The following is a 21486-nucleotide window of genomic DNA, read 5'->3' on the forward strand; positions in this document are numbered from 1 at the left end:
TCTCCCTCTCTGTCCCCACCGGCCTGGCCCGGGGGGGGCGGCGCGGGGGGGGGGGGCGGGCCCCGGGGCCGCGCAGCAGCTTGGTGTTCTGCGCGATCCAGTGCTGGGCGCGGCTGCGGCGCATCAGCGACGACCCCGACGGGCCCTCGCCGGCGAGGAACAGCCGGGCCGCCTCCCGCCGCTCCCAGCACACCAGCAGGTAGGCGCGGGCCCCCGCGGTGAACAGCGCGATCGGGTCGGACTCGCCGCTCTTGCGCGCGGCGGACACCGCCTGCGCGGCGCTCGCCTCCTGCTCGGCGGTGAGGTCCTCCCACAGCGCGACGTACAGGCCGGCCTTGCCGCCGTAGTGGTGGTAGAGGCTGCCGACGCTGATCCCGGACCGCTCGACGATCTCGGCGATGCCCGCGTCGGCGTAGCCGCGGTCGGCGAAGACCTGCTGCGCCGCGCTCAGCAGCGCGTGGCGCGTCGCGTCGGCGCGGGCCCACTGCCGCCCGCCGCCCGCCGAGCCGCCGCCCGGTCCGTCGCCGTTCCCCGTGTCGTTGCCGTGGCGCGTCCTGCTCGTCCGCATCCCTTCATGGTGCCAGGTCGCGGGCCCGCAGACGGGGAGTAGCGGACGGCTAGTACCAGTTGTGCGCCTGCCAGAACGACCAGGCGCCGCACGGGTCCTTGTAGCGGGCCTTGATGTAGCCGAGCCCCCACGCGATCTGGGTGGGGGAGCTGGTGCGCCAGTCGGCCCCGGCGCTCGCCAGCTTGGAACCCGGCAGCGCCTGCGGGATGCCGTAGGCGCCGCTGGACGGGTTGACGGCCCGCTCGTTCCAGCCGCTCTCGTGGTTCCACAGCGTCAGCAGGGACGGCCAGCAGCGGCCCCAGCCCTTCATGGCGTTCATCTTCTTGCCGTACGCCTTGTTCTGCCCGGCGCTGGGGTTCATCTTGGCGAGCCGCTCGCGCTCCTGCTGCGCCTTGAGCTTCGCCCGCGCCGCCGCGTCCCGCTTGGCCTTCTCCTTGAGGCGCTTCAGCTCGCGCTGGTGCTCCTCGTAGGCGCGCTTCTTGGCGGTGGCGATCGCGTCGGCCGCGACCTTGTCCATGTCGGTCGCGGACGTCAGCTGGGCGAGCATGTCGTTGGTCGACAGCCCGGCCGCGGCGGCCTTCGGCGGCTTGGTGTCGTCGCCGGTGAACGCGTTGAGGTCGACGACCGTCACCGCGGTGCCGAGCGCGGCGATCGCCGCGACGGTGATGGTCACGTTGCTGGTGAGGACCCGCCGCAGGCGCCGCTTCTTCTCCGGCGGGACGGACGGCGGCATCGGCGTCGGCCCGGTCCCGCCCGGCCCGCCGTAGGCGCCGTACGCGTCGTACTCGTCGGCCGCCGGACGCGGTGCGGGAACCCGCTCGGAGCGGGCGCGCCGGCCCTCGGCGGAACGTCTGCGGGTGCCGTGACTCTGGGGCATGGGATGAAGACTGCCTTATCGCCCGGGGTCGTGTCGTCGAACTGAAGGTACGCGGGCGGCATCGTACGCGGTTCACCCGCCCCGCGTCTTCCCCCGCCGTCACCCCGGTCACGGGGGCGGTGCGTCAGCTCCGGGCGCCGCCGGGGTTCAGCAGCTCCACGTCGCCGGCCGCGAGCCGGGCCGGCTGGAGCGCCTCGAACACCTCGCGGTGCGTCCCGGCGAACGGGGCGAACGCGCCGCCGGGCGACTCCAGCGCCAGGCTCGCCTCGTTGGCCCGCTCCCGTCCCGCCGCGGTGATCTCCACCAGCGTCGCGCGCCGGTCGCGGGGATGCCGGGTGCGGGCGACGAGACCGACCGCCTCCAGCTGCTCGACGGTCAGCGTCACCGTCGTCGGGTGCACCATCAGGATCCGGCCGAGCGTGCTCAGCCGCGCGCTGCCGCGGGTGGTGAGGGCCAGCGTGGTCAGCAGCAGGTAGCCGCTGCGGGTCAGGCCCAGCCGTTTCAGCTCCGCTTCGAGGGCCTTCTTGAACAGCTGATCGAGCCGTCCCACCGCGCAGATCGCCATGAACGGCCACGGGCCGCCCTGGAGCCCCTGCTCCTCCCACCGGTCCCGGACGCCCATGACCAGCGGGTCGTCGCCGCCGTCCATGTCGTCCTCCCTCTCACGCCCCGTGTCGATCATCGTGCGCCCGATCGTAGCTTCGGACAAATCCAGATGTAAGTACTCGCTTCTTAGACCTTCTTCCAATAGAGTGCCTCAGATCACAGCGGTGGTGCCCGAGTGCTTGCTTGGGTCATCCTGTGATCCCGGTCTCTGCCGAGACCACGGTGGCGCGCGACGACGAAGAGGACGTGGGCGCCGCCTGTGGCTCGGCGGGAGCCGGCGTATCGGATGGGCGCCGACGTCCGAGAACGAAGGAGGCTGGTATGTACCTTCACCCCCGCCCCCCGGGGGAGGTCGCCGGCTGATGGCCCTGAGCCTCACGAAGGCCCCGGACCTGGCACGCAGACGCGTCGGGCGAGCGCTCGACGAGACGGGACTGCTGTGCGTGACCCTCCTCGAAGGGCTGCGCCGCTCCTGGGACCTGCGCCAGTGGTGGGGCGAGTTCATCGAGCAGTGCTGGTTCCTGGCACGCGTCACGAGCGTGCCGGTCATGCTCATCGCGGTGCCGCTCGGGGCCACCATCTCGCTCCAGGTGGGCGACATCGCCCGCCAGCTCGGCGCGCAGTCGGGCACCGGGGCGCTGCTCACCGCCGCGATGATCCAGCAGGTGGCGCCGCTGGCCGCGGCGCTGCTGGTCTCCGGCGTGGGCGGATCGGCGATCACCGCCGACATGGGCGCCCGCAACATCCGCGACGAACTCGCGGCGATGGAGGTCATGGGCATCAACCCGATCCACCGCCTGGTCACCCCCAGGCTGTGGGCGGCGAGCATGGTGTCCGGGCTGCTGTGCTCGGTGGTGATCCTGGCGGGCGTCGTCGGCGGCTACTACTTCAACGTCATCCAGCAGGGCGTCAGCCCGGGCGCGTTCTTCGACGGCTCGACCACCCTGCTGCAGTTCTCAGACCTGGTGATCACCCTGTTCAAGGCGTGGGTGTTCGGCTTCATCGCCGCCGCCGTCGCCTGCTACATGGGCATGAACTGCGACTACGGCCCCGTCGGCGTCGGCCGCGCGGTGAACAAGGCTGTCGTCGTCACCTCGATCGTGGTGTTCGCGACGAACTACATCCTCACCATGATCTACCAGGTCCTGTTCCCCCCGAGGTTCTGATGGTCGCCATATCCCCCGTCCGCAAGCTGGGCCGCGCCGTCCGCGGCCGGACCGCGGGCCTCGCCGCGTCCGCCGACCTCCCGGTCTTCCTCGGCCGGGTCCTCTACCACCTGTTCGTCGACATCATCATCAAGCGCAAGTACGGCAAGACGCTCGCCAAGCAGGTCAGCGACATCACCGTCGGCGTCGGCGCGCTCGTCATCGGCGGCGGCATGATCTTCGTGATCGCCACGATGTCGCTCGCCACCGGCGCGATGGTCGGCCTGCAGGGCTACCCCGGGCTGGAGCGCATCGGCGCCGAGGCGTTCACCGGACTGGTCGCGAGCTACTCCAACGTCCGCGAGGTCACCCCGATCATCGCGGGCGTCGCGCTGGTCGCGCAGGTCGGCACCGGGTTCACCGCCGAGATCGGCGCGATGCGGATCTCCGAGGAGATCGACGCGCTGGAGGTCATGGGCATCAACTCGCTGGCCTACCTGGTGTGCACCCGGGTCGCCGCCGGCGTCATCGCCCTCGTGCCGCTGTACCTGGTCTCGCTATTCATGGCGTTCTTCGCCACCCGGTTCATCACGATCCAGTACTTCGGGCTCTCACCCGGCATCTACGACTACTACTTCCACCTCTACCTCCCCCCGATCGACGTCTTCTACAGCGTCATCAAGGTGGCGGTGTTCGCGTTCATCATCATGTTCATCCACTGCTACCGCGGCTACTACGCGGCGGGCGGGCCGGTCGGCGTCGGCGTCGCCGCGGGCCGCGCGATCCGGGAGTCGACCATCCTGATGATCCTCATGAACCTGGTCCTGTCGTACATCTTCTGGGGCCACGGCAGCACAGTGAAGTTGACCGGATGAGCGAAGAGAGCATCTCCCAGCGCTCCCGGACGGTGTTCGGGCTGGTCGGCGCGGGCGTCATCGCGGCCGCCGCCGCGTTCGTCGCGATCGGCTCCACACCGGACCACTCGGGCTCCACGTACTACACCGCCACGTTCGGACGGGCGGGGCAGGGCCTCGACCCGGGCAAGTCCGAGGTGAAGGTCCGCGGCATCGCGGTCGGCGCCGTCGACAGCCTCGACCTGGACGACAAGGGCCGCGTCAAGGTGCGGCTCCGGCTCGACAAGGGCGTCCGCATCGCCGACACGACGGTCGCGACGGTCGAGCCCGTCTCGGTGTTCGGCCCGAAGGACCTCAACCTCGACCTCGGCAAGAACGAGCTCACCGGCCCGTACCTGAAGGACGGGGCCACGATCACCGAGACCAACGACCCGAAGGAGCTGTCCGACACCGCCTGGCTCGCCTACGACCTCACCAAGGCGATCAACCCCGACGACGTCGCCGCGCTGCTGCACACGTTCGGCGCGGGCCTGTCCGGGCAGGGCCCCGCGCTCCGCCGGACGATCGACAACGGCGCGATCGTCGTCGACGCCACCCACAAGGACCGGGCCGCGATCAACGCGCTGCTGCGCAACATCAACGGCCTGTCGGGCACGCTCGCGTCCCGCGGCGACACGTTCACCGCGTTCACCGGCGACTTCAACAAGCTGTCCCAGACGATCAGCGCGAAGCCCGACAAGGTCTCGCAGCTGCTGGACGAGTCGAGCAAGCTAGGCGACACCCTCGGCCGCAACCTCGAGCAGCACGGCCGCAACCTCGGCAACATCGTCGACAACGGCAGCGGCATCGTCGCGGTGTTCGACAACCAGCGCCGCAACATCCCGGTGCTGCTGGACAGCCTCAACGGGTTCTTCAACCTGCTGGCGCAGATCATCCGCATCCCCGGGCCGGAGGGCACCGTCATCGCGCAGGCGCGCGACGACCTGCCCCTCGACATCTGCCAGATCTTCATCGACGCCTGCGCCACCAAGCCGCAGAAGACGGCGTTCGAGATGAAGCTCCCGGGCCAGAGCAAGACCGGGGGGCGGCCATGAGCCCGCGCATGCGTCGCAAGGCGGCGCGCGGACCCGACTACACCACGATGCTGAAGACGCTCGTCTTCGTCCTCGTGACCGGGCTGCTCACCTTCTACATCGGCCAGCAGATCCTCGGCACCAGCTTCGCCTCCCGCTACAAGCTGACCGCCACGTTCGACGACGTGACCGGGCTGCTGGAGGGCGACGGCGTGAAGGTCGCCGGCACTCCCGTCGGCCAGGTCAAGAGCATCGAGGTGGTGCGCGGCAAGGCCGTGGTCGAGATGGCCGTCGACAAGGACGTCCGGCTGCCGTCCGACTCCACCGCCGCGATCCGCTGGCGCAACGTGATGGGGCAGCGGGTCGTCTACCTGGAGCCCGGGTCGAGCGGCAGCATGCTGGGCGACGGCGACCGCGTCCCGCACACCCGGTCCGTGGTGGACCTCGGCGAGGTCGTCAACGCGCTCGGCCCGCTGACCCGCAACCTGGACCCCAACCAGCTCAACAAGATCCTCTTCTCGTTCTCGCAGGCGCTGGACGGCAACGAGCAGAACATCTCGATGCTGACCGACAACCTCGACCTGCTGCTGCGGACCTTCGCGGCCCGCAAGAAGACGATCGAGGGGATGATCGACAACTACGAGACGGTGAGCGGCGCCGTCGCCACCCGCGACAAGCAGATCGCGGCGAGCATCGACAACCTGGAGTCGCTCACCAAGGTCTTCGCCAACAACCGCAAGCTGCTCGACGACGCCATCGTCGAGATCGGCGGCGTCACCACCAACCTCAACCAGGTGCTCGGCGGCAACGACGCGCAGCTCGCCCGGATCGTCGACAACCTCGGCAAGTTCGCCACCACGTTCCGGCTGAACGTGGACCAGCTGGAGAAGATGGTGCAGCAGCTCCCGCTGACGCTGCGGCAGCTCTTCTCCACCGCGAACGGCGGCCACTACCTGCGCACCAACGCGCTCTGCCTGAACGTGATGCAGGGGCCCTGCCCGTTCCCGATGGAGCTGCCGAAGGCGCCGGGCACCGGCCAGCCGACCAAGGACGACCTCGCCAAGCTGAGGACCATGCTGCAGGGAGGTGGCGGCTGATGGCGCTGAAGTCGCTGCGCGACGTCAACCAGAAGGTCGTCGCGATCGTCACGCTCACCGCGCTCGGCGCCGGCTGCGTGTTCGCGTTCGCGATCGGCCAGCTCCACCTGTTCGACCGCGGCTACACGATGAGCGGAGAGTTCAGCGACACGGCCGGGCTGAAGAAGGGCCAGGACGTGCGCGTCGCCGGCGTGAAGTCGGGCCGCATCACCTCCGTGGAGCCCGACTTCAAGCACGGCAAGATCATCGTGAAGTGGCACGTGAACGCCGGGATCGACCTCGGGCCGAAGACCCGCGCGGAGATCCAGACGACCACGCTGCTCGGCGGCCGCTACCTGCGGCTGTCCGGCCCGGTGTCCAAGCCGTACATGGCGGACGTCCCCGAGTCGAGGCGGCGCATCCCGCTCGACCGCACCAGCGTCCCGTTCACCGTCCCGGACGCGCTGGAGGGCGCGCAGAACATCGTCGGCAAGCTCGACGAGAAGAGCATCGACAAGCTGCTCACCGAGGTCAACAAGATCAGGTCGCCGGGCGCGGCGAAGCTGAACCGGGTCCTCACCAACGTCCAGGACCTGTCCCGGATGCTCAACGACTCCTACCCGCAGATCCAGAAGCTGATCGAGAGCAGCAAGACGATCACCGGCACGCTGGCCAGCAAGGACGAGCAGCTCCGCGAGATCATCAACTCCAGCCAGGTGCTGCTGCAGGCGCTCGTGCGGCGCCGCAACGAGCTGGCCGCGACGATCGGGCAGGGCAACCGGACCGTCCAGACGCTGTCCAACGTGATCTCCAAGAACCAGAAGCAGCTCGACTCGCTGCTGGACAACCTGCACCTGCTGACCACCCGGCTCGCGCCCAACATGGACGCGCTGAACACCGACTTCTCGCTGCTCGGGCCGACGTTCCAGCAGGTCGCCAACCTCAAGGGCAACGGCCCCTGGATCGAGGGCGTCCTCACCGGCCTCGGCCCGCTGCAGCCGCCGGGCCCGATCTCCACCCGGCGCCAGGGAGGCAACTAAATGGGCAGAGTGAAGGGAATCGCCATCGCCCTCGGCCTCACCCTGACGGCGTCCGTGGGCGGGTGCTCGCTCACCCCGTCGGCGAGCGGTGAGCGCACGATGGTCGTCTACGTGCCGAAGGCCCGCTCCTTCTACCCCGAGTCGAAGGTCAAGGTCATGGGCGCCGACGTCGGCCTCGTCGACAAGGTCGAGAACCAGGGCGACAAGGTCAAGGTCACGTTCCACGTCCGCCGGGACGTCCCGCTGCCGAAGGGCGTGCAGGCGTCGATCGTGCCGCTGAACCTCATCGGCGAGCGCAACCTCGTCCTGCACCCGGCATGGCGGCCGGGGCAGGCGAAGGAGACCGCCGACGTCATCCCGATCGAGCGCACCCACGTGCCGGTCGAGGTGGACGACGCGCTCAGCTCCTTCACCAACCTGGCGAACGCGCTCGACCCGACCAAGATGCAGACCGCGCTCGGCACCGCCGCCGACACGGTCAAGGGCAACGGCAAGGAGTTCAACGCCACCCTCGAACAGAGCGCCCGCCTCATCGAGAACGTCGCCGGGCAGGACAAGGAGCTGATCGAGGTCGCCAAGAACCTCGACCGGCTCGCCGGCGTCGTGCGGGGCCGCGAGCAGGTCCTCGGCACCATCATCCGGGACTTCGGCACCGCCAGCCAGGTGCTCAGCTCCGAGCGCGGCGAGTTGCAGCAGCTCATCAGCGGCATCCTCGAACTGGCCAAGAACGGCGACCGGCTCATCCAGAAGTACAAGGGCAACCTGCCCTACGACCTCGCCGTCCTCACCCGGGCCGCGCTCGTCCTGAAGGGCAACGCCAAGCAGATCGCGCAGCTCCTGAACGTGCTGCCCGGCATCGGCGACGCCCTCATCGGCGGCTACAACCCGAAGAACAAGTCGCTGCAGATCCGGTTCGCCACCGACGCGTTCCTGCGGACGTGGCTGAAGGGCCTGATGAACACCGACGACGTCGGCTGCCCGCTGCCCAAGCCGAACTCCAACTGCCCCTGGGACGGAGGCAACTGATGGGCAGGAAGTTCCTCCTCCTCATGGTCGCCGCGACCCTCGCGGTGTCCGGCTGCTCGTACAAGACGGCGGGCGCGCCGAAGGGCGACCTCACGCTGACCGCCACGTTCGACGACGCCCAGGGCCTCGTCGCCGGGCACAGCGTGCAGATGTCCGACATCAAGATCGGCACCGTCACCAAGGTCGAGCTGGTCCGCTACAAGGCGCGGGCGACGCTGTCCATCGAGGACGGCATCAAGATCCCCAAGGGCACCCACGCCGAGATCAAGGTGACCTCGCTGCTCGGCGAGAACTATGTGGATCTGCGGCTGCCGCCCGGCGGCAGCATGACCCGCGGCCCCTACCTCGCGTCCGGCGCCGCGATCACCGACACCAGCGTCCAGCCCGCGTTCGAGCAGGTCGTCGGGCAGGCCGGGCCGCTGATCCAGGCGCTCGCCGGCGACGACGTCGCCACCGTCGTCAACGCCGGCGCGACCGCGCTGGACGGCAACGGGCAGAAGCTCAACAAGACGATCGCCCAGGCCAGCGACCTGGTGAAGATGTTCGCCGCGCAGCGGATCGAGCTGGGCGAGACCGTCGACCGGTTCGCCAAGCTCGGCCACTCGCTCGCCAACGGCAGCGACGCGCTGGCCCAGGCGCCCGGCCAGCTCGAGCGCACCACCCGGATGCTGAACGACGACAAAGACAAGATCATCAAGACCGTCGACCGGCTCACCAAGATGGCCCGCGAGCTGAACGACAAGGTCCTGGAAGGCCGCATCCGCCGGTTCCGGCAGCTGCTCAACGACCTCGACCCCGTCCTGCAGCAGCTCGGCAGCAACCGCAAGCGGCTCACCGCCGTCGTCGACGGCATCGTGGCGTTCTCGTACAAGATCCCGCTGGCCAGCTACGACGGCCAGCTGCTGCTCTACCCGATCGTCCGCGTCACCTGGCCGGACGGGCGGCCGATCTTCCCCGGCCTCAGCGAGCCGCAGAAGAAGCAGGCCAAGCCGAAGATCCCGCCGAAGCTCGGGGACGCGCTGCCGGACCTGGAGAAGCTCCTGGAGGGACGCGGATGACCCGCCGGCTGACGATCAACCTGGTGGCCTTCGGCGTCCTCGCCGTGGTCATGGTGGTGTGGGCGTTCAACAACGTCGTCCGGTTCGACTTCATCGACCGGCCGTACCACATCACGGTGGAGTTCCAGTCCTCGCCGGGCCTGCACCCGAACTTCGAGGTCGACTACCTCGGGCTGCGGATCGGCAAGATCGACTCGGTCGACCTGGAGAAGAACAAGGTCGTCGTCCGGCTGGACATCGACCGCGGCGTCAAGATCCCGCAGGGCGTCACCGCCGCCGCGGCCCGCAAGTCCGCGGTCGGCGAGCCGGTCGTCGAGCTGACCCCCGGCCCCGGCAAGGCGGGCGCGCCGCCGATGAAGCCCGGCTCCGTCATCCCGGTGTCGCACACGACCGTGCCGCCCAAGTACGGCGACCTGTTCGGCGCGGTCATCGACTCGCTGAAGGCGATCAACCCCGACGACGCCAAGGTCCTCACCAGCGAGCTCGCCGCCGGCTGGTCCGGCCGCGAGGAGTCGCTCCGCCAGATCATCAACGGCGGGGACGACCTGACCAAGACGTTCGCGGAGAACACCGAGCTGCTCGACGGCCTGACCAAGGACCTCGGCCGGATCACCGACGTGCTGAACCGCAACCGCGGCTCGCTCGGCGCCGGCGTCGACAACCTCGCCGCGCTGACCGCCGCGCTCAGCCAGGTCCGCGGGCAGATCGCCGAGCTGCGCGACCGCGGCCCCGGCCTGCTGTCCACCGTGAACGGGCTGCTCGACAAGACCGAGGGCGACTTCGGCTGCACCGTCGACATGCTCGGGAACTGGGGCGTCGGGAAGTACAACCCCGGCTACCTCAAGGACCTGAACAAGACGCTCGCGTCGGCGCCCGCGCTGAAGAACGTCCTCGACAACGTGATCGGGATGGACCAGGGCAAGCCGGTCCTGAACGTCGTCTTCCAGGTCACGCTGAACGCGCCCGCGACGCTGGAGTACAAGTACCCGCTCCCGCAGCCGCCGGTGGCCAAGGTGCCGACGTGCCCCGGCGGACGGGAGCCCGCCGTCACCAAACAGAAGCCCTACCGGGCCAAGAACCCGGGCGAGACGATCCCGACCCACGATCCCGCCCTCGACCAGCAGAACGTGCAGGCCAGGAAGGCCGCGAACAACGAGGACTCTTCCGGCGGCCCGCCGCTGTGGCTAATCTACGTTCCCCCGGTCATCGCCCTGCTGGTACTGATCAGGGTCATGATGGGCTCGGTGCCCGTGGTGTCCCGTCTGGGCCGGCTGCGCCGGCGCAAGGACTGACCCAACTTCCGAGGAGTTCCCCAAGTGACAGCCAAGACCGGCAAGGACCAGGCCGACGAGGTCGAGGCGGTCCCGGCCGAGGAGCGGGCGGAGGCCGCGGAGGCCGCCGAGTCCGCGTCCGCTCCGGCGCGTCCCGCCGCCAAGCGCAAGCGCCGCGTGCGGGTCATCGAGGTCATCGACGACGAGGACCTGGACGAGGTGCTGGAGGCCCTCGACGCCGAGGACGCCGAGGCGGAGGAGGCCGGGGAGGAGGCTCCGGCCCGTCCGGCCAAGGCCACGGCGAAGGCCGAGCCCGAACCCGTGTCGGTGGAGAAGCCCGCCGCGAAGGCCGCGCCGAAGCCGAAGCCGCGGCCGGCCGAGCCGGCGGAGGACGCGGCCGGGGCGCCTGCGGCGCGGCCGGGGCTGTTCGGGCTGCCGCTCGTGCCGACCGTCGTGCTCGTGGTCCTCGTCGCGCTGCTGGCGAGCCTGGCGATCTGGAAGTGGACGAGCGCGAGCTCGATGTCGTCCGAGCAGGACGAGCGGGACGCCATCGGCGACGTCGCGTCCGCCTACGGGGACGTCGCCTACAACTACAACCCCACGAACTACCAGACGCAGACCGACAAGGCGATCAAGCTGCTGGCCGGCGACATGCTGGACGACTACAAGAAGAACACGGTCCCGACCGTGGCCAGCGCGTTCCAGGCCGACCCGCAGGTGGCGCTGACGTCCAAGACCAACCAGGTCTTCGTCGGCAGCGTCAACGGCAAGTTCGCCACCGCCGTGCTCATGATGGACATGGCGCTGAAGACCAAGGACGGCACGATCAACCAGCCCGCGACGCTGCTGCGGCTCTCCCTCAGCAAGATCGACGGCAAGTGGAGGATCACCCAGCAGTACCCGTCCGGCATCAACGACCAGAACCGCAACCAGCAGCAGGGGCAGATCCCCGGCGTCCCGAGCGGCGGCACGACGCCGTCGCCGAAGGCGGGCAAGACCGAGAAGCCGAAGAACTGACCCTTCGGTGTGAAGGCGCCCCGCGCGGAAGCGTGCGGGGCGCCTTCATGTTGTCCGTTGGGACCGGCGGGGAAGGCGGGGCATCATGTCGACGGTGGCGGAGCAGAGCGGGCAGGGGACGGTCGTCGCGGACGACGTGGTGCACGAGTTCGGCGCGCTGCTCGGCGCGGCGTCCGCGCTGGAGCGGATCGCGGGCCGGGAGCTGGAGCGCCGCTGCGGCATCAGGCACGCCGTCTTCGAGGTGCTGCTGCGGCTGTCCGGCACGGCGGGGGAGTGCCCCCGGTCGATGGGCTGCCTGGCCGGCGACCTGATCCTGACCAGCGGCGGCATGACCCGCATCATCGACCGGATGGAGGACGCCGGCCTCGTCCGCCGCGAACCGGCCCCCGGCGACCGGCGGCGGCAGCTCGTCGGGCTCACGGAGGCGGGCCGCGCGAAGCTGGACGAGGCTCTGCGCGTCCACGCCGAGACGCTGCGCGAGCACTTCACCGGCCCCCTCACCGAGGAGCAGCGCCGCGTCCTGGTGGACGCCCTGCGCACCCTGCGCACCACGTCCCGCGAAGAACTCGGAGACCTCCGCTAGCTGCTCAGCGCGAGTAGTACTCGACGACGAGCTGCTCGTCGCAGACGACGGGGATCTCGGCGCGCTCGGGCCGCCGGACGAGTTGCGCGGCGAGCGCCTCGTGCCGGACGTCCAGGTAGGGCGGGACGGTCTCGGCGTGGCCGCCCGCGGCGGCGATCTGGAACGCGTCCATGCCGCGGCTGCGCTCGGCGATCGTGATGACGTCGCCGGGCCGGAGCCGGTAGGACGGGCGGTCGACGCGGCGGCCGTTCACCAGCACGTGCCGGTGCACGACGAACTGCCGCGCCTGGTAGATAGTGCGGGCGAACCCGGACCGCAGGACCAGCGCGTCCAGCCGGCACTCCAGGTCGGTGAGCAGGGCCTCGCCGGTCTTGACGCCCGCCGCCGCGGCCTTGTCGAAGGCGTTGCGGAGCTGCGCCTCGCGGATGTTGTACTGCGCCCGGAGCCGCTGCTTCTCGCGGAGCCGCACCTTGTAGTCGGTCTCCTGCTTGCGCGCGCGGCCGTGCACGCCGGGCGGGTAGGGGCGCGCCTCGAAGTACTTCACGCTCTTCGGCGTCAGCGGGATCCCGAGGGCCCGCGAGAGCCGCACCTTCGGACGGGGGTTGTTCATCACGCTCCTTAGTGGTTAGGTGAACCTAAGTTAGGTAAGCCTAACCTCGTACGTCAAGGAGGCAGCGGTGCGGCGAGCGGAGACCATGGTGGAGGGCGGGCCGGCGCCCGCCGAGCGGGCCCGGACCCTCTCCTACGGCATCGCGGGCGGCGTCCTCGCGATGCCGGGGGTCCCGGACACGCCCGTCCCGGCGCACACCACCGACCGCGGCGGGCGGCCGCTGCTGCTCGTCCCCGCCGCCGCGCCGATCGTCGCCGCGCTCGCCGCCGAGCCCGACGACGTGCCCGCCACGCTCCGGATCTCCGACGTCGCGCCGGTCGCGTTCCCCGACCGGGTGCGCGGCCGGGCCTGGCTGCACGGCTGGCTCTCCGAGCTCCCCGCCGACGAGCGGCGCGCCGCCGCGCTGCGGCTCTCCCACGTCCACCCGCGCCCGGAACTGCTCGACCTCGGCGGCGATGGCCGGGAGTGGACGGTCCTCGCGCTCGACGTCGCGCAGGTCGAGATCGAGGACGCCTGGGGCAGCGCCACCCTCGAACCCGAGGAGTACGCCGCCGCCGCGCCGGACCCGTTCGTCGCGATCGAGGCGGGCGTCCTCACCCATCTGGACTCCGCGCACCGCGGCGAGCTGGCCGGGCTGCTGCCGGAATCCGTCCCGTCCGGGCAGGTCCGGCCGCTGGCGCTCGACCGGTACGGCATGTGGGTGCGCGTCTCGTCGCACGCGCCGCACGTGCCGCCGACGTTCGAAGTGCGGGTGGCGTTCGCCGAGCCTGTCAGTGATATCCACGGCCTCCGCCGCGTCTACCGGCGGCTGTTCGCCCGCGCGGCCCGGGGCTGACCCCCACCACGTAGGGGCCGCGCGCCGCGAAGTGGCGGTGATCTCCCGGATGGCGCCGGGGTGCTCTTCCGGGTGATGCTCGGGTCTCCGGCCGGGAGACGCCCAGAAAGGCACTTTTGTCCGGGACGATCCCGATCGCCGGCCGGCCCTCGCGGGGTGGGCGGGTCCGGCGGCGGGAACCGTACCGGCACAGGGCGCCGGGCGTCCCCGGCCGGGCCGGTGGTCCGGCGCCGCGGAGCACGCCGGGGGGCGTGGTCCGGGCCACTGGTCGAAATTGGCCGTTCCGGCACGCCGGATCCCGCCGCAGGCTGGAGGCATGACCGGACACCACCCGCAGACCCGCGCCGTCCACCCGCCCGTGATCACGCCGGAGGGCAGCCGACCGCTCGCCGTCCCGATCTACCAGGGCCACCTGTTCGCCTTCGACTCCGCCGGCGACCTGGCCGCCGCCTTCGCCGGGCCGGACGAGGCGTTCTTCTACGCCCGGATGGGCAACCCGACCGTCCGCTCCCTCGAACACGCCGCCGCCGAACTCGAAGGCGGCTCCGGAGCGCTCGCCACCGCGTCCGGCATGGGCGCGGTCAACGCGGTCCTGATGGGCCTGCTCCGCAGCGGCGACCACGTCATCGCCCAGACCGCCCTCTACGGCGGCACCTACGCGCTCCTGCACGACCTTGCCGAGCGCTGGGGCGTGGACGTCACCTTCATCCCCGGCGACGACCCCGCCGAAGTACGCGACGCCCTGCGGCCCGAGACGCGCCTCCTCTACCTGGAGACGGTCGCCAACCCCACCACGCACGTCACGGACCTGCCCGCCCTCACCGCCGCCGTCGAAGGCACCGACGTGCTGACCGTCGTCGACAACACCTTCGCGCCGCTGCTGTGCAAGCCCATCGCGCACGGCGCCGACATCGTCATCCACTCCGCGACCAAGTACCTCAGCGGGCACGGCGACATCATCGGCGGCGTCGCCGTCTTCGCCGACCCGTCCGTCCACCAGCGGGTCTGGGACCACGCCATCGAGATCGGCTCCACCGCCGACCCGCACGCCGCCTGGCTGACCGTCCGCGGCCTCGCCACCATGCCGATGCGCGTCGCGCGGCAGAGCGCCTCCGCCCTCGACCTCGCGGGCCGCCTGGCCGCGCACCCGGCCGTCACCCGCGTCCACTACCCGGGGCTGCCGGACCACCCGCAGCACGAGGTGGCCCGGCGCCTCCTCCCGGACGGCGCCGGCGGCGTCCTGTCCTTCGAACTCGCCGGCGGACGCGACGCGGGCCGCGTCTTCTCCGAGGCCGTCGAACTCATCTCGCTCGGCCCGTCCCTCGGCAACATCGCGACGCTGGTCATGCACCCGGCGAGCACGTCCCACCGCCAGATGGACGCCCCGTCCCTCGGCGCCGCCGGCATCGCCGAGGGACTCGTCCGCCTGGCGGTCGGTCTGGAGCACCCCGACGACCTCTGGGCCGACATCACCCAGGCCCTGGAGAAGGCCGGCGCCTAGAGGTAGAAGCCGGTCGCCGCGCCCGGGGCCTGCTGGTTCTCCGGGCGCTTCTCGCCCTTGCGGAGGGCCGCCAGCTCGGCGAGGGTCGCGCCGTCCGCGCCGATCTCGGCGGGATCGGCGTCGGAGCCGTCCAGCCAGGTGAGGGCCTCGGCGCGGGTGAGGCGGCCCACCTCGATCTGGGCGAGGCAGCGGCCCGGCCGGACGACGGCCGGATGCAGCATCGCCAGGTCCTCGTTGGTGGTGATCGCGACGAGGACGTCCCGGCCCTGCCCGAGCATCCCGTCGGTGAGGTTGAGCAGGCGCGACAGGCCCTGGCCCGTCGACTGCTTGGCCTCGCCGCGGATCAGCTCGTCGCAGTCCTCCAGGATGAGCAGCCGCCAGCGGCGGTTCTCGTCCTCGTCGTCGCCGACCGCGACCTCCATCAGGTAGCTCGGCGTGCCGAACAGCGCCTCCGGGTCGAGGACGCAGTCGGCCTGGCACCAGCCGCCCCACGCGCGGGCGAGCGCGCGCAGCGCCGTCGTCTTGCCGGTGCCGGGCGGGCCGTGCAGGAGCAGCAGCCGGCCCGCGACGTCGTCGCGGGTGAGATCCATCACCGCGTCGAGCGCCTCGGCGACCGGCGCGGTGTAGTTGCCGCGGATGTCCGCCCACGCGTCCGCCGTGATGGCGCGCTCGCTGCGGACCGGACCGTGCGACCCCATGTGCCAGAAGCCCATCTCGACACTGGTGTCGTCGGTCTTCGGCGGCTCGGTCGCGTCCTTCACGCACGCGTCCAGGATCTCCTCGGCCAGCTCGTCGGTGACCGCCGAGACCGCCAGGTAGGCGACGCCGCTCTTCCAGCGGTTCGTCAGCAGCGTCCAGCCGTCGCCCTCGGCGAGGACCGACTCCTTGCCCTTCTCGTGCGCGACCCGGACGAGCCGGGCGCCGTCCGGGCGCAGCGGAGCGTCCGCCTTCACATGCTCCAGCCGCGTCGACCGCGACCACGGCTGCTCGCCGGACGCGAACGGGCGCAGCGACAGCACGTCCATGACGTCGGCCGGCGAGTTGTTGTCGGAGAGGTTGAAGACCACGGGCAGCGCGGACTCCGCCCCGGGGTCGATGGGGTTCTCCAGGGGCTCGATCAGATGCAGGACCTCCTGCGGCCTCTCCTGCGACATGGTCATGCAGAGATGATCAGGCCGCGCGGGGCGCCGCGTCCAACGAATTAGGGCGGGTCAGGCGCCGCCGGACTCCCCGGCCTCGCGGGCGGCCTTGCGCGCCTCCGCCTCCTCGAGGTCGAGCTTCTCGGCCTCCTCCGGCGTCGGCGCCGACCCGCCGAGGTAGGCGGGCTGCCACCACGTCTCGTCCGAGCGCGGGACGTCGGGGTACTCGCGCTGCGCCTTCTCCAGCAGCTCCGACATGCGGCGGTGCAGCTCCTGCGTGACCGCCTCGTAGTCGTCGCCGCGCTTGGGGTACATCGGCTCGCCGACGAGGATCGTCACCGGGATGTTGCGCTGCAGCAGGCGGCGCTTGCGGCCCTTCGTCCACATGCGCTGCGGGCCCCACAGCGCGACGGGGATGAGCGGCACCTTGGACGCGACCGCCATCCGCACCGCGCCGCTCTTGATCTCCTTCACCGTGAACGACCGGCTGATGGTCGCCTCCGCGAAGACGCCGACGATCTCGCCGCCCTTCAGCGCCTTCAGCGCGGCGGCGTAGGAGGAGGCGCCCGCGTTCCGGTCGACCGGGATGTGGTGCATGCCGCGCATGAGCGGCCCCGCGACGCGGTTGTCGAAGATCTCCTTCTTCGCCATGAACCGCACCAGCCGCTTCGCCGGGTGGGCGGCGAGGCCGGCGAAGATGAAGTCGAGGTAGCTCACGTGGTTGCTGACGAGCACGGCGCCGCCGGTGCTGGGGATCTGGTCGGTCCCCTCCAGACGGAACTTGATGTTCAGGGCTTTGAACACACCGACAGCCGTCTTGATCACCGGTGGGTAGACGAGTTCGCGCATGTAGGCACCGTACTTGAGCAGCCCATGATCAGCGAGTGGTCGGCGGTCATCGCGATGGATCACACAACGGGGCCGAACTCTGAGAAGGTTGGGGGGAGACGTGATCCGCCGACGGCTGAGGGAGGATGAGCTTTGATGGAACCGTTGGACGCGGCGGCGGACGTGCACGCGCTCATCCGCGACGTGCTGCCCGCCCTGGCGCCCAGCGCCTGGTTCGACCCCGGCACCTCCGAAGTGGTGCTCCCCGTCGGCCGCTCCGAGGCACGGGCCTCCAGTTGGACGGTCCTGGAGCGGTGCGCCCGCGCGCCGCGCTCGGCGTGGCCCCGGGTCGTGGACGAGTGGGTCCGGGAGGTCGGCGACCGCGCGTTCCTGGCGATCGGCGAGATGGAGCTGTTCGGCGACGTCCGCGAGCTGCTGCGGCTGCGGATCGTGCCGAAGCTCGCGCCGAGCGACCGGGAGGGCCTCGTCGTCGTCCCGGCCGGCGACCACTTCGACGCGGTCGTGATGATAGAGCACCCGCGCTACGGCGGCCCGCTCACGAAGGCCCGCGCGGGGCTGCTCGGCCTGCACAAACTCGGCTACGTGATGACGAACACCCATGACCGGGAGCTGGCGGACGTCTCCGTCCACGACCAGCCGCTGCTGCCCGGCCGCGACGTCCGCGTGGTCACCAAGCCCGGCAGCCGCTACGTGTCGGCGCTGCTCAGCGAGGTCGACCAGTTCCTGCCGTGGCCGAACGAGCACGGCGCCCTGGTCGGCGTGCCGTGCCACAGCACGCTGCTGCTGTACCCGATCACGTCCACGGCCGTCCGCGAGGTGCTGCCGGTGTTCGCGGACGTCGTCCGCGAGATGCACCACGGCGCCGACGACCCGTGCGCGCCGGGCGTCTACTGGAGCCACGGCGAACGCCGCCTGACCCCGCTGGCCGCCGACGCCCCCACGGAGGGCACCGGCGAATTCGCCACCCTCCTCCGCCACCTCCCGGACGAGTCCTAGGGCAGCTTCCAGTCGAGTGGGGGTGCACCCTGCTGTTCCAGGAGCTGGTTGGCTCGGGAGAAGGGGCGGGAGCCGAAGAAGCCGCGGTCGGCCGAGTAGGGGCTCGGGTGCGGTGACTCGATGCAGGGGACGTTGCCGAGCATCGGCTTGAGGTTGCGGGCGTCGCGGCCCCAGAGGATGGCGACGAGCGGGCGGTCGCGGGCGGCGAGGGCGCGGATGGCCTGCTCGGTCACCTGCTCCCAGCCCTTGTCGCGGTGCGAGCCCGGCTTGCGGGGCATCACGGTCAGCGACCTGTTGAGCAGGCAGACGCCGCGCTCCGCCCACGGGGTGAGGTCGCCGGTGGACGGCTCGGGGTGGCCGAGGTCGTCGCAGTACTCGCGGAAGATGTTGACGAGGCTCGCGGGCAGCGGCCGGACGTCCGGCGCGACCGAGAAGCTCAGCCCGACCGGGTGGCCGGGCGTCGGGTAGGGGTCCTGCCCGACGATGAGGACGCGGACGTCGTCGAACGGCTGGGTGAACGCGCGCAGGATGAGGTTCCCGGCGGGGAGGTACCTGCGGCCGGCGGCGACCTCGGCGCGCAGCCAGTCGCCGGCGGCGGCGATCGTCCCGGCGACGGGCTGCAGCGCGGTCGCCCATCCCGCTTCGACGATCTCCGAGAGTGGTCGTGCCGTCATGGCCGTCCAGCCTAGTGCGCTGATCACCGCGGCGTAGCTGGATCACCTGGTTAGGGGCCTTTGTGAAGTTTTGTGACCGCATGAGGTCGGGGCCGGTGAAAATCTTGTCCAGGCCACCCCAAAAATGGCGGATGAACTGGGTGAAACGCCCCGTTAAATCCCTGTTGCTTCCTTCCGTACCACGTTGACCTGGCGTCTGGGAGCGCATAACTCCTAGAGAGGCAGGGCAGGCGCACAACGAGCGGACGGAACCCGAGCAATGAGCCAGTTGACCACCGTGGACGCCACCTTCCTCCACGCCGAGAACGACACCACGCACGCGCACATCGCCGGGCTGGGCATCGTCGACCCGGCGACCTGCCCCGGCGGCCGGCTCGGCGTTCCGCTCGTCGCGGAGCTGATCCGGGGCCGCGCGCACCTCGCCGCCCGGCCGCTGCGGCAGCGGCTCGTCCAGGTCCCGTTCGGGCTGGACAACCCGTACTGGGAGGACGACCCCGACTTCGACCCCGAGCGGCACATCACCGAGATCGGGCTCCCGGCGCCCGGCACCGCGCGGCAGCTCGCCGACATCGTCGGGATGCTCCACGAGCAGCCGCTCGACCGCACCCGCCCGCTGTGGGAGCTGGTGCTGATCCAGGGGCTCCAGGGCGGGCTGACCGCCGTCTACGTGAAGGTGCACCACGCCGCGATCGACGGGGTGATGGCCGCCGAGACGCTCGCCGCGCTCCTCGACCTGTCGCCCGAACCGCGCGAGGTGCCCGCCGACGAGGCGCCGCCCACGCGCGCGCCGGGGATGTTCGACATGGTCGGCACCGGGCTGCTCAAGGCCGCGATGCAGCCCGTCCGGGCGGCGGTGTCGGTCGCGCGCACCGCGCCGCACATCGACGACATCCCGGGCCTGGCGTCCGTCCCGGGGGTGGGGCTGGTGGCGTCGGCGCTGCAGGGCGCGCTGCGCCGCCCCGAGATGCCGGACGCCCCCCGGATCAGCGCGCCGCCGACCCCGTTCAACCGGCCGATCGGGCGCCGCCGCTCCGTCGCCTGCGGCATCCTGCCGCTGGACGAGATCAAGGAGGTCAGGCGCGGGCTCGGCGGCAGCGTCAACGACGTGGTCATGGCGCTGTGCGCGACCGCGCTGCGGCAGTGGCTCGACAAGCACGGCGACCTGCCGGACCGCCCGCTCGTCGCCGCCGTCCCGGTGTCGCTGCGCCGCCGCGGGGCGGTCGCCGAACCGGGCAACCAGGTCTCGATCATGACGGCGCCGCTCGCTACCCACGTCCCGGACCCGGCCGAGCGGTACACCGCCGTCCGGCAGGACCTGGACGTCGCCAAGCGGCGGTTCACCCGCACGTCCGGCGGCTGGGTGCGGGAGATGAGCGGCCTGCTGCCCGCGCCGCTCGCCGGCGCCGTGACCAAGCTCGCGCTGCAGGCCGCGCCCGCGCTGTCGCTGCGCCCGGTCAACCTGATGATCTCGAACGTGCCGGGCCCGCAGTTCCCGCTGTACCTGTGCGGGGCGAAGGTGCTCGGCTACTACCCGATCTCCGTCGTCACCGACGTCAGCGGCGGGCTGAACATCACCGTCTTCTCCTACGACGGGAAGGTCAACGTCGGCATCGTCGCCTGCCGCGACCTCGTCCCGGACCCGTCCGAGATCGTGGACCACCTCGTGGACGCGCTGGACGAGCTGAAGGCCCTCAGCCGCGAGTGAGGCCGAGCGCCTCCCGGTGCCGCCGGGCGAGCGCCAGCGCGGCGGCACCGGCGGGCTGCATCGGCCGCGGGACGCTCCCGTCGAACGGCGCCAGCGAGACCGCGCCCTCCTCGTTGACGTCGACCAGGCCGCCGAACAGCTCGTCGAACAGGCCGGCGTCGACGACGACGACCGTGAGCAGGTCGAGCGCGAACGTCAGCGGGTCGACGCCGAGGCCGAGGAAGTACGGCCGCAGCCGCCCCGCGTCGCGGGCGGCGGTCATCGTCCGGTGGAAGGGCCACTCCTCCTGGACGAAGCCGCCGCCGTAGTCCTCGGCCGTCCCGAGGAGTTCCTCGGAGTACTCGCGGACCATGCACCCCCACAGGTCGGGCGCCTCGTCCCGGAGCGGCTGGAAGACGCCGACCGGCATCACCTGGTGCAGCCCGCCCGCGTGCGCCACCTTCGCCGGGTCGCGCCAGTGCAGCACGTAGGAACCGGACGTCGTCACGGTCAGCGTGGTGATCGCGCAGAGGACGGGGCGGCGGGTGAGGTCGCACGGGTCGCCGACGCGGGTGCGGAGCGGGAGGCCGTCCGTCCCGGCGGCCAGCTCGTGCGCGGCGGACTCGCCCACGTTCACGCCGTCGAAGTAGCGGGCGGGCCCGAAGCGCAGGACGGGGAGGCGGACGTCGAGCAGCCGGTGGGACGGGCGGTCCTCGAAGACCCTCGGCGGGGCGAGGGCGGCCATGGCCTCGGCGTACGTCCGGTAGCCGGCGGGCAGCCCGTCGGACGGGTCGGCGACGGCCGGTGGGGCGGGCCGCTCCTCCCACTCCAACCGGACGTCGCCCAGCGGGACCGGCTTGTCGGGGATCCAGCCGTCCGTGCAGAGCAGCGGCGTCCCGGCGACGCGCGGCGTGTCCGGATAGAGGCCGCTCGCGACCTCGCCGAACCGGCCGCGCGCGGCGTTCAACGCGGCCCGCTGCTCCCGCCACACCCGCTCGTCCACC

Annotated in this window: 22 protein-coding genes; 14 read left to right on the plus strand and 8 right to left on the minus strand. The window is 71.3% G+C overall.

The genetic code is table 11. The annotated features are described in order from the left end of the window. The 3 genes from AB0K34_RS29945 to AB0K34_RS29955 form a co-directional block, all read right to left on the minus strand. On the minus strand, window positions 1-568 hold a 568-nt coding region (locus AB0K34_RS29945; RefSeq protein ID WP_364552253.1), incomplete at its 3' end, for a helix-turn-helix domain-containing protein. 49 nt (window positions 569-617) lie between these two features. Then, window positions 618-1445: a lytic transglycosylase domain-containing protein gene (locus AB0K34_RS29950; RefSeq protein ID WP_301174808.1), complete on the minus strand. Its 828-nt coding sequence runs from the start codon at window positions 1443-1445 to the stop codon at window positions 618-620. A gap of 124 nt (window positions 1446-1569) precedes the next feature. Then, the gene (locus AB0K34_RS29955) at window positions 1570-2127 is read right to left on the minus strand and encodes a MarR family transcriptional regulator (protein ID WP_301174807.1); all 558 of its coding nucleotides are present in this window, start codon (window positions 2125-2127) and stop codon (window positions 1570-1572) included. Window positions 2128-2413: 286 nt separating this feature from the next. Between AB0K34_RS29955 and AB0K34_RS29960 the strand changes: the two genes are divergently transcribed. The 10 genes from AB0K34_RS29960 to AB0K34_RS30005 all read left to right on the plus strand — a co-directional run bounded on the left by AB0K34_RS29960 (window position 2414) and on the right by AB0K34_RS30005 (window position 12194). Then, a complete protein-coding gene (locus AB0K34_RS29960; RefSeq protein ID WP_138634989.1) occupies window positions 2414-3217 on the plus strand; it encodes an ABC transporter permease in 804 nt (267 codons plus the stop codon). Then, a complete protein-coding gene (locus AB0K34_RS29965) occupies window positions 3217-4071 on the plus strand; it encodes an ABC transporter permease (protein ID WP_089326540.1) in 855 nt (284 codons plus the stop codon). Before AB0K34_RS29960 ends, AB0K34_RS29965 begins: the two co-directional genes overlap by 1 nt. After that, entirely contained in the window at window positions 4068-5144 is a 1077-nt protein-coding gene (locus AB0K34_RS29970; RefSeq protein WP_364552258.1) for an MCE family protein, read from the plus strand. Before AB0K34_RS29965 ends, AB0K34_RS29970 begins: the two co-directional genes overlap by 4 nt. Window positions 5145-5152: 8 nt before the next feature. Further along, window positions 5153-6220, plus strand: a complete 1068-nt coding sequence (locus AB0K34_RS29975) for an MlaD family protein (RefSeq protein WP_240807262.1) — start codon at window positions 5153-5155, stop codon at window positions 6218-6220. Next, window positions 6220-7239 (plus strand): MlaD family protein, encoded by a 1020-nt coding sequence (locus AB0K34_RS29980; RefSeq protein ID WP_138634995.1) that lies wholly within the window; start codon window positions 6220-6222, stop codon window positions 7237-7239. Before AB0K34_RS29975 ends, AB0K34_RS29980 begins: the two co-directional genes overlap by 1 nt. Next, on the plus strand, window positions 7240-8265 hold the full coding sequence (locus AB0K34_RS29985) for an MCE family protein (RefSeq protein ID WP_138634997.1): 1026 nt from the start codon (window positions 7240-7242) through the stop codon (window positions 8263-8265). Next, on the plus strand, window positions 8265-9323 hold the full coding sequence (locus tag AB0K34_RS29990; protein ID WP_364552263.1) for an MlaD family protein: 1059 nt from the start codon (window positions 8265-8267) through the stop codon (window positions 9321-9323). The genes AB0K34_RS29985 and AB0K34_RS29990 overlap by 1 nt, the downstream gene beginning before the upstream one ends. Further along, window positions 9320-10615, plus strand: a complete 1296-nt coding sequence (locus tag AB0K34_RS29995; RefSeq protein ID WP_364552266.1) for an MCE family protein — start codon at window positions 9320-9322, stop codon at window positions 10613-10615. Before AB0K34_RS29990 ends, AB0K34_RS29995 begins: the two co-directional genes overlap by 4 nt. 24 nt (window positions 10616-10639) lie before the next feature. After that, on the plus strand, window positions 10640-11611 hold the full coding sequence (locus AB0K34_RS30000) for a hypothetical protein (protein ID WP_364552269.1): 972 nt from the start codon (window positions 10640-10642) through the stop codon (window positions 11609-11611). A gap of 85 nt (window positions 11612-11696) precedes the next feature. Next, entirely contained in the window at window positions 11697-12194 is a 498-nt protein-coding gene (locus tag AB0K34_RS30005; protein ID WP_364552271.1) for a MarR family winged helix-turn-helix transcriptional regulator, read from the plus strand. Window positions 12195-12198: 4 nt separating this feature from the next. Here the strand turns inward: AB0K34_RS30005 and rpsD are convergent, their stop codons facing one another. Continuing rightward, window positions 12199-12804 (minus strand): 30S ribosomal protein S4, encoded by a 606-nt coding sequence (gene rpsD, locus AB0K34_RS30010; protein ID WP_138635012.1) that lies wholly within the window; start codon window positions 12802-12804, stop codon window positions 12199-12201. A gap of 67 nt (window positions 12805-12871) precedes the next feature. Here rpsD and AB0K34_RS30015 point away from each other — a divergent pair, with 67 nt between their 5' ends. Together AB0K34_RS30015 and AB0K34_RS30020 are read left to right on the plus strand one after the other, a co-directional pair. Beyond that, on the plus strand, window positions 12872-13639 hold the full coding sequence (locus tag AB0K34_RS30015; protein WP_364552274.1) for a DUF2470 domain-containing protein: 768 nt from the start codon (window positions 12872-12874) through the stop codon (window positions 13637-13639). Between the two features lie 316 nt (window positions 13640-13955). Then, on the plus strand, window positions 13956-15140 hold the full coding sequence (locus tag AB0K34_RS30020) for an aminotransferase class I/II-fold pyridoxal phosphate-dependent enzyme (protein WP_364552277.1): 1185 nt from the start codon (window positions 13956-13958) through the stop codon (window positions 15138-15140). On the opposite strand, the gene AB0K34_RS30025 is transcribed toward AB0K34_RS30020, so the two are convergent. Together AB0K34_RS30025 and AB0K34_RS30030 are read right to left on the minus strand one after the other, a co-directional pair. Next, the gene (locus tag AB0K34_RS30025; RefSeq protein WP_364552279.1) at window positions 15137-16300 is read right to left on the minus strand and encodes a DUF5925 domain-containing protein; all 1164 of its coding nucleotides are present in this window, start codon (window positions 16298-16300) and stop codon (window positions 15137-15139) included. The genes AB0K34_RS30020 and AB0K34_RS30025 overlap by 4 nt on opposite strands. A 51-nt stretch (window positions 16301-16351) precedes the next feature. Beyond that, entirely contained in the window at window positions 16352-17128 is a 777-nt protein-coding gene (locus AB0K34_RS30030) for a lysophospholipid acyltransferase family protein (RefSeq protein WP_301174799.1), read from the minus strand. A 135-nt stretch (window positions 17129-17263) separates the two neighbouring features. Between AB0K34_RS30030 and AB0K34_RS30035 the strand changes: the two genes are divergently transcribed. Further along, window positions 17264-18124, plus strand: coding sequence for a hypothetical protein (locus tag AB0K34_RS30035; protein ID WP_301174798.1), 861 nt, complete (start codon window positions 17264-17266; stop codon window positions 18122-18124). Here the strand turns inward: AB0K34_RS30035 and AB0K34_RS30040 are convergent. After that, window positions 18121-18798: a uracil-DNA glycosylase gene (locus AB0K34_RS30040; RefSeq protein WP_301174797.1), complete on the minus strand. Its 678-nt coding sequence runs from the start codon at window positions 18796-18798 to the stop codon at window positions 18121-18123. The two genes, AB0K34_RS30035 and AB0K34_RS30040, sit on opposite strands and share 4 nt — an antisense overlap. A gap of 259 nt (window positions 18799-19057) precedes the next feature. Between AB0K34_RS30040 and AB0K34_RS30045 the strand changes: the two genes are divergently transcribed. Continuing rightward, complete coding sequence (locus tag AB0K34_RS30045; RefSeq protein WP_301174796.1) at window positions 19058-20503, plus strand: wax ester/triacylglycerol synthase family O-acyltransferase; 1446 nt, start codon at window positions 19058-19060, stop codon at window positions 20501-20503. Here AB0K34_RS30045 and AB0K34_RS30050 read toward each other — a convergent pair. Continuing rightward, window positions 20490-21485 carry a hypothetical protein gene (locus tag AB0K34_RS30050; protein WP_364552282.1) on the minus strand — a complete coding sequence of 332 codons (996 nt, stop codon included), beginning with the start codon at window positions 21483-21485 and terminating at the stop codon, window positions 20490-20492. The genes AB0K34_RS30045 and AB0K34_RS30050 overlap by 14 nt on opposite strands. Between the last annotated feature and the right edge of the window lies 1 nt (window position 21486).

Origin of the sequence: Actinomadura sp. NPDC049382, from assembly GCF_040677125.1 — a bacterium.
Taxonomy (GTDB): Bacteria; Actinomycetota; Actinomycetes; order Streptosporangiales; family Streptosporangiaceae; genus Spirillospora; species Spirillospora geliboluensis.

What these genes read in the sequence shown, in the direction of transcription:
- AB0K34_RS30005 (WP_364552271.1), top strand. Translation starts at nt 11,697, where the DNA reads ATGTCGACGGTGGCGGAGCAGAGCGGGCAGGGGACGGTCGTCGCGGAC.
- AB0K34_RS30035 (WP_301174798.1), top strand. Translation starts at nt 17,264, where the DNA reads ATGGAACCGTTGGACGCGGCGGCGGACGTGCACGCGCTCATCCGCGAC.
- AB0K34_RS29990 (WP_364552263.1), top strand. Translation starts at nt 8,265, where the DNA reads ATGGGCAGGAAGTTCCTCCTCCTCATGGTCGCCGCGACCCTCGCGGTG.
- AB0K34_RS30040 (WP_301174797.1), bottom strand. Translation starts at nt 18,798, where the DNA reads ATGACGGCACGACCACTCTCGGAGATCGTCGAAGCGGGATGGGCGACC.
- AB0K34_RS29965 (WP_089326540.1), top strand. Translation starts at nt 3,217, where the DNA reads ATGGTCGCCATATCCCCCGTCCGCAAGCTGGGCCGCGCCGTCCGCGGC.
- AB0K34_RS29950 (WP_301174808.1), bottom strand. Translation starts at nt 1,445, where the DNA reads ATGCCCCAGAGTCACGGCACCCGCAGACGTTCCGCCGAGGGCCGGCGC.
- AB0K34_RS29970 (WP_364552258.1), top strand. Translation starts at nt 4,068, where the DNA reads ATGAGCGAAGAGAGCATCTCCCAGCGCTCCCGGACGGTGTTCGGGCTG.
- AB0K34_RS30045 (WP_301174796.1), top strand. Translation starts at nt 19,058, where the DNA reads ATGAGCCAGTTGACCACCGTGGACGCCACCTTCCTCCACGCCGAGAAC.
- AB0K34_RS30030 (WP_301174799.1), bottom strand. Translation starts at nt 17,128, where the DNA reads ATGCGCGAACTCGTCTACCCACCGGTGATCAAGACGGCTGTCGGTGTG.
- AB0K34_RS29955 (WP_301174807.1), bottom strand. Translation starts at nt 2,127, where the DNA reads ATGATCGACACGGGGCGTGAGAGGGAGGACGACATGGACGGCGGCGAC.
- AB0K34_RS29980 (WP_138634995.1), top strand. Translation starts at nt 6,220, where the DNA reads ATGGCGCTGAAGTCGCTGCGCGACGTCAACCAGAAGGTCGTCGCGATC.
- AB0K34_RS30020 (WP_364552277.1), top strand. Translation starts at nt 13,956, where the DNA reads ATGACCGGACACCACCCGCAGACCCGCGCCGTCCACCCGCCCGTGATC.
- rpsD (WP_138635012.1), bottom strand. Translation starts at nt 12,804, where the DNA reads ATGAACAACCCCCGTCCGAAGGTGCGGCTCTCGCGGGCCCTCGGGATC.
- AB0K34_RS29995 (WP_364552266.1), top strand. Translation starts at nt 9,320, where the DNA reads ATGACCCGCCGGCTGACGATCAACCTGGTGGCCTTCGGCGTCCTCGCC.
- AB0K34_RS29960 (WP_138634989.1), top strand. Translation starts at nt 2,414, where the DNA reads ATGGCCCTGAGCCTCACGAAGGCCCCGGACCTGGCACGCAGACGCGTC.
- AB0K34_RS29985 (WP_138634997.1), top strand. Translation starts at nt 7,240, where the DNA reads ATGGGCAGAGTGAAGGGAATCGCCATCGCCCTCGGCCTCACCCTGACG.
- AB0K34_RS30025 (WP_364552279.1), bottom strand. Translation starts at nt 16,300, where the DNA reads ATGACCATGTCGCAGGAGAGGCCGCAGGAGGTCCTGCATCTGATCGAG.
- AB0K34_RS29975 (WP_240807262.1), top strand. Translation starts at nt 5,153, where the DNA reads ATGCGTCGCAAGGCGGCGCGCGGACCCGACTACACCACGATGCTGAAG.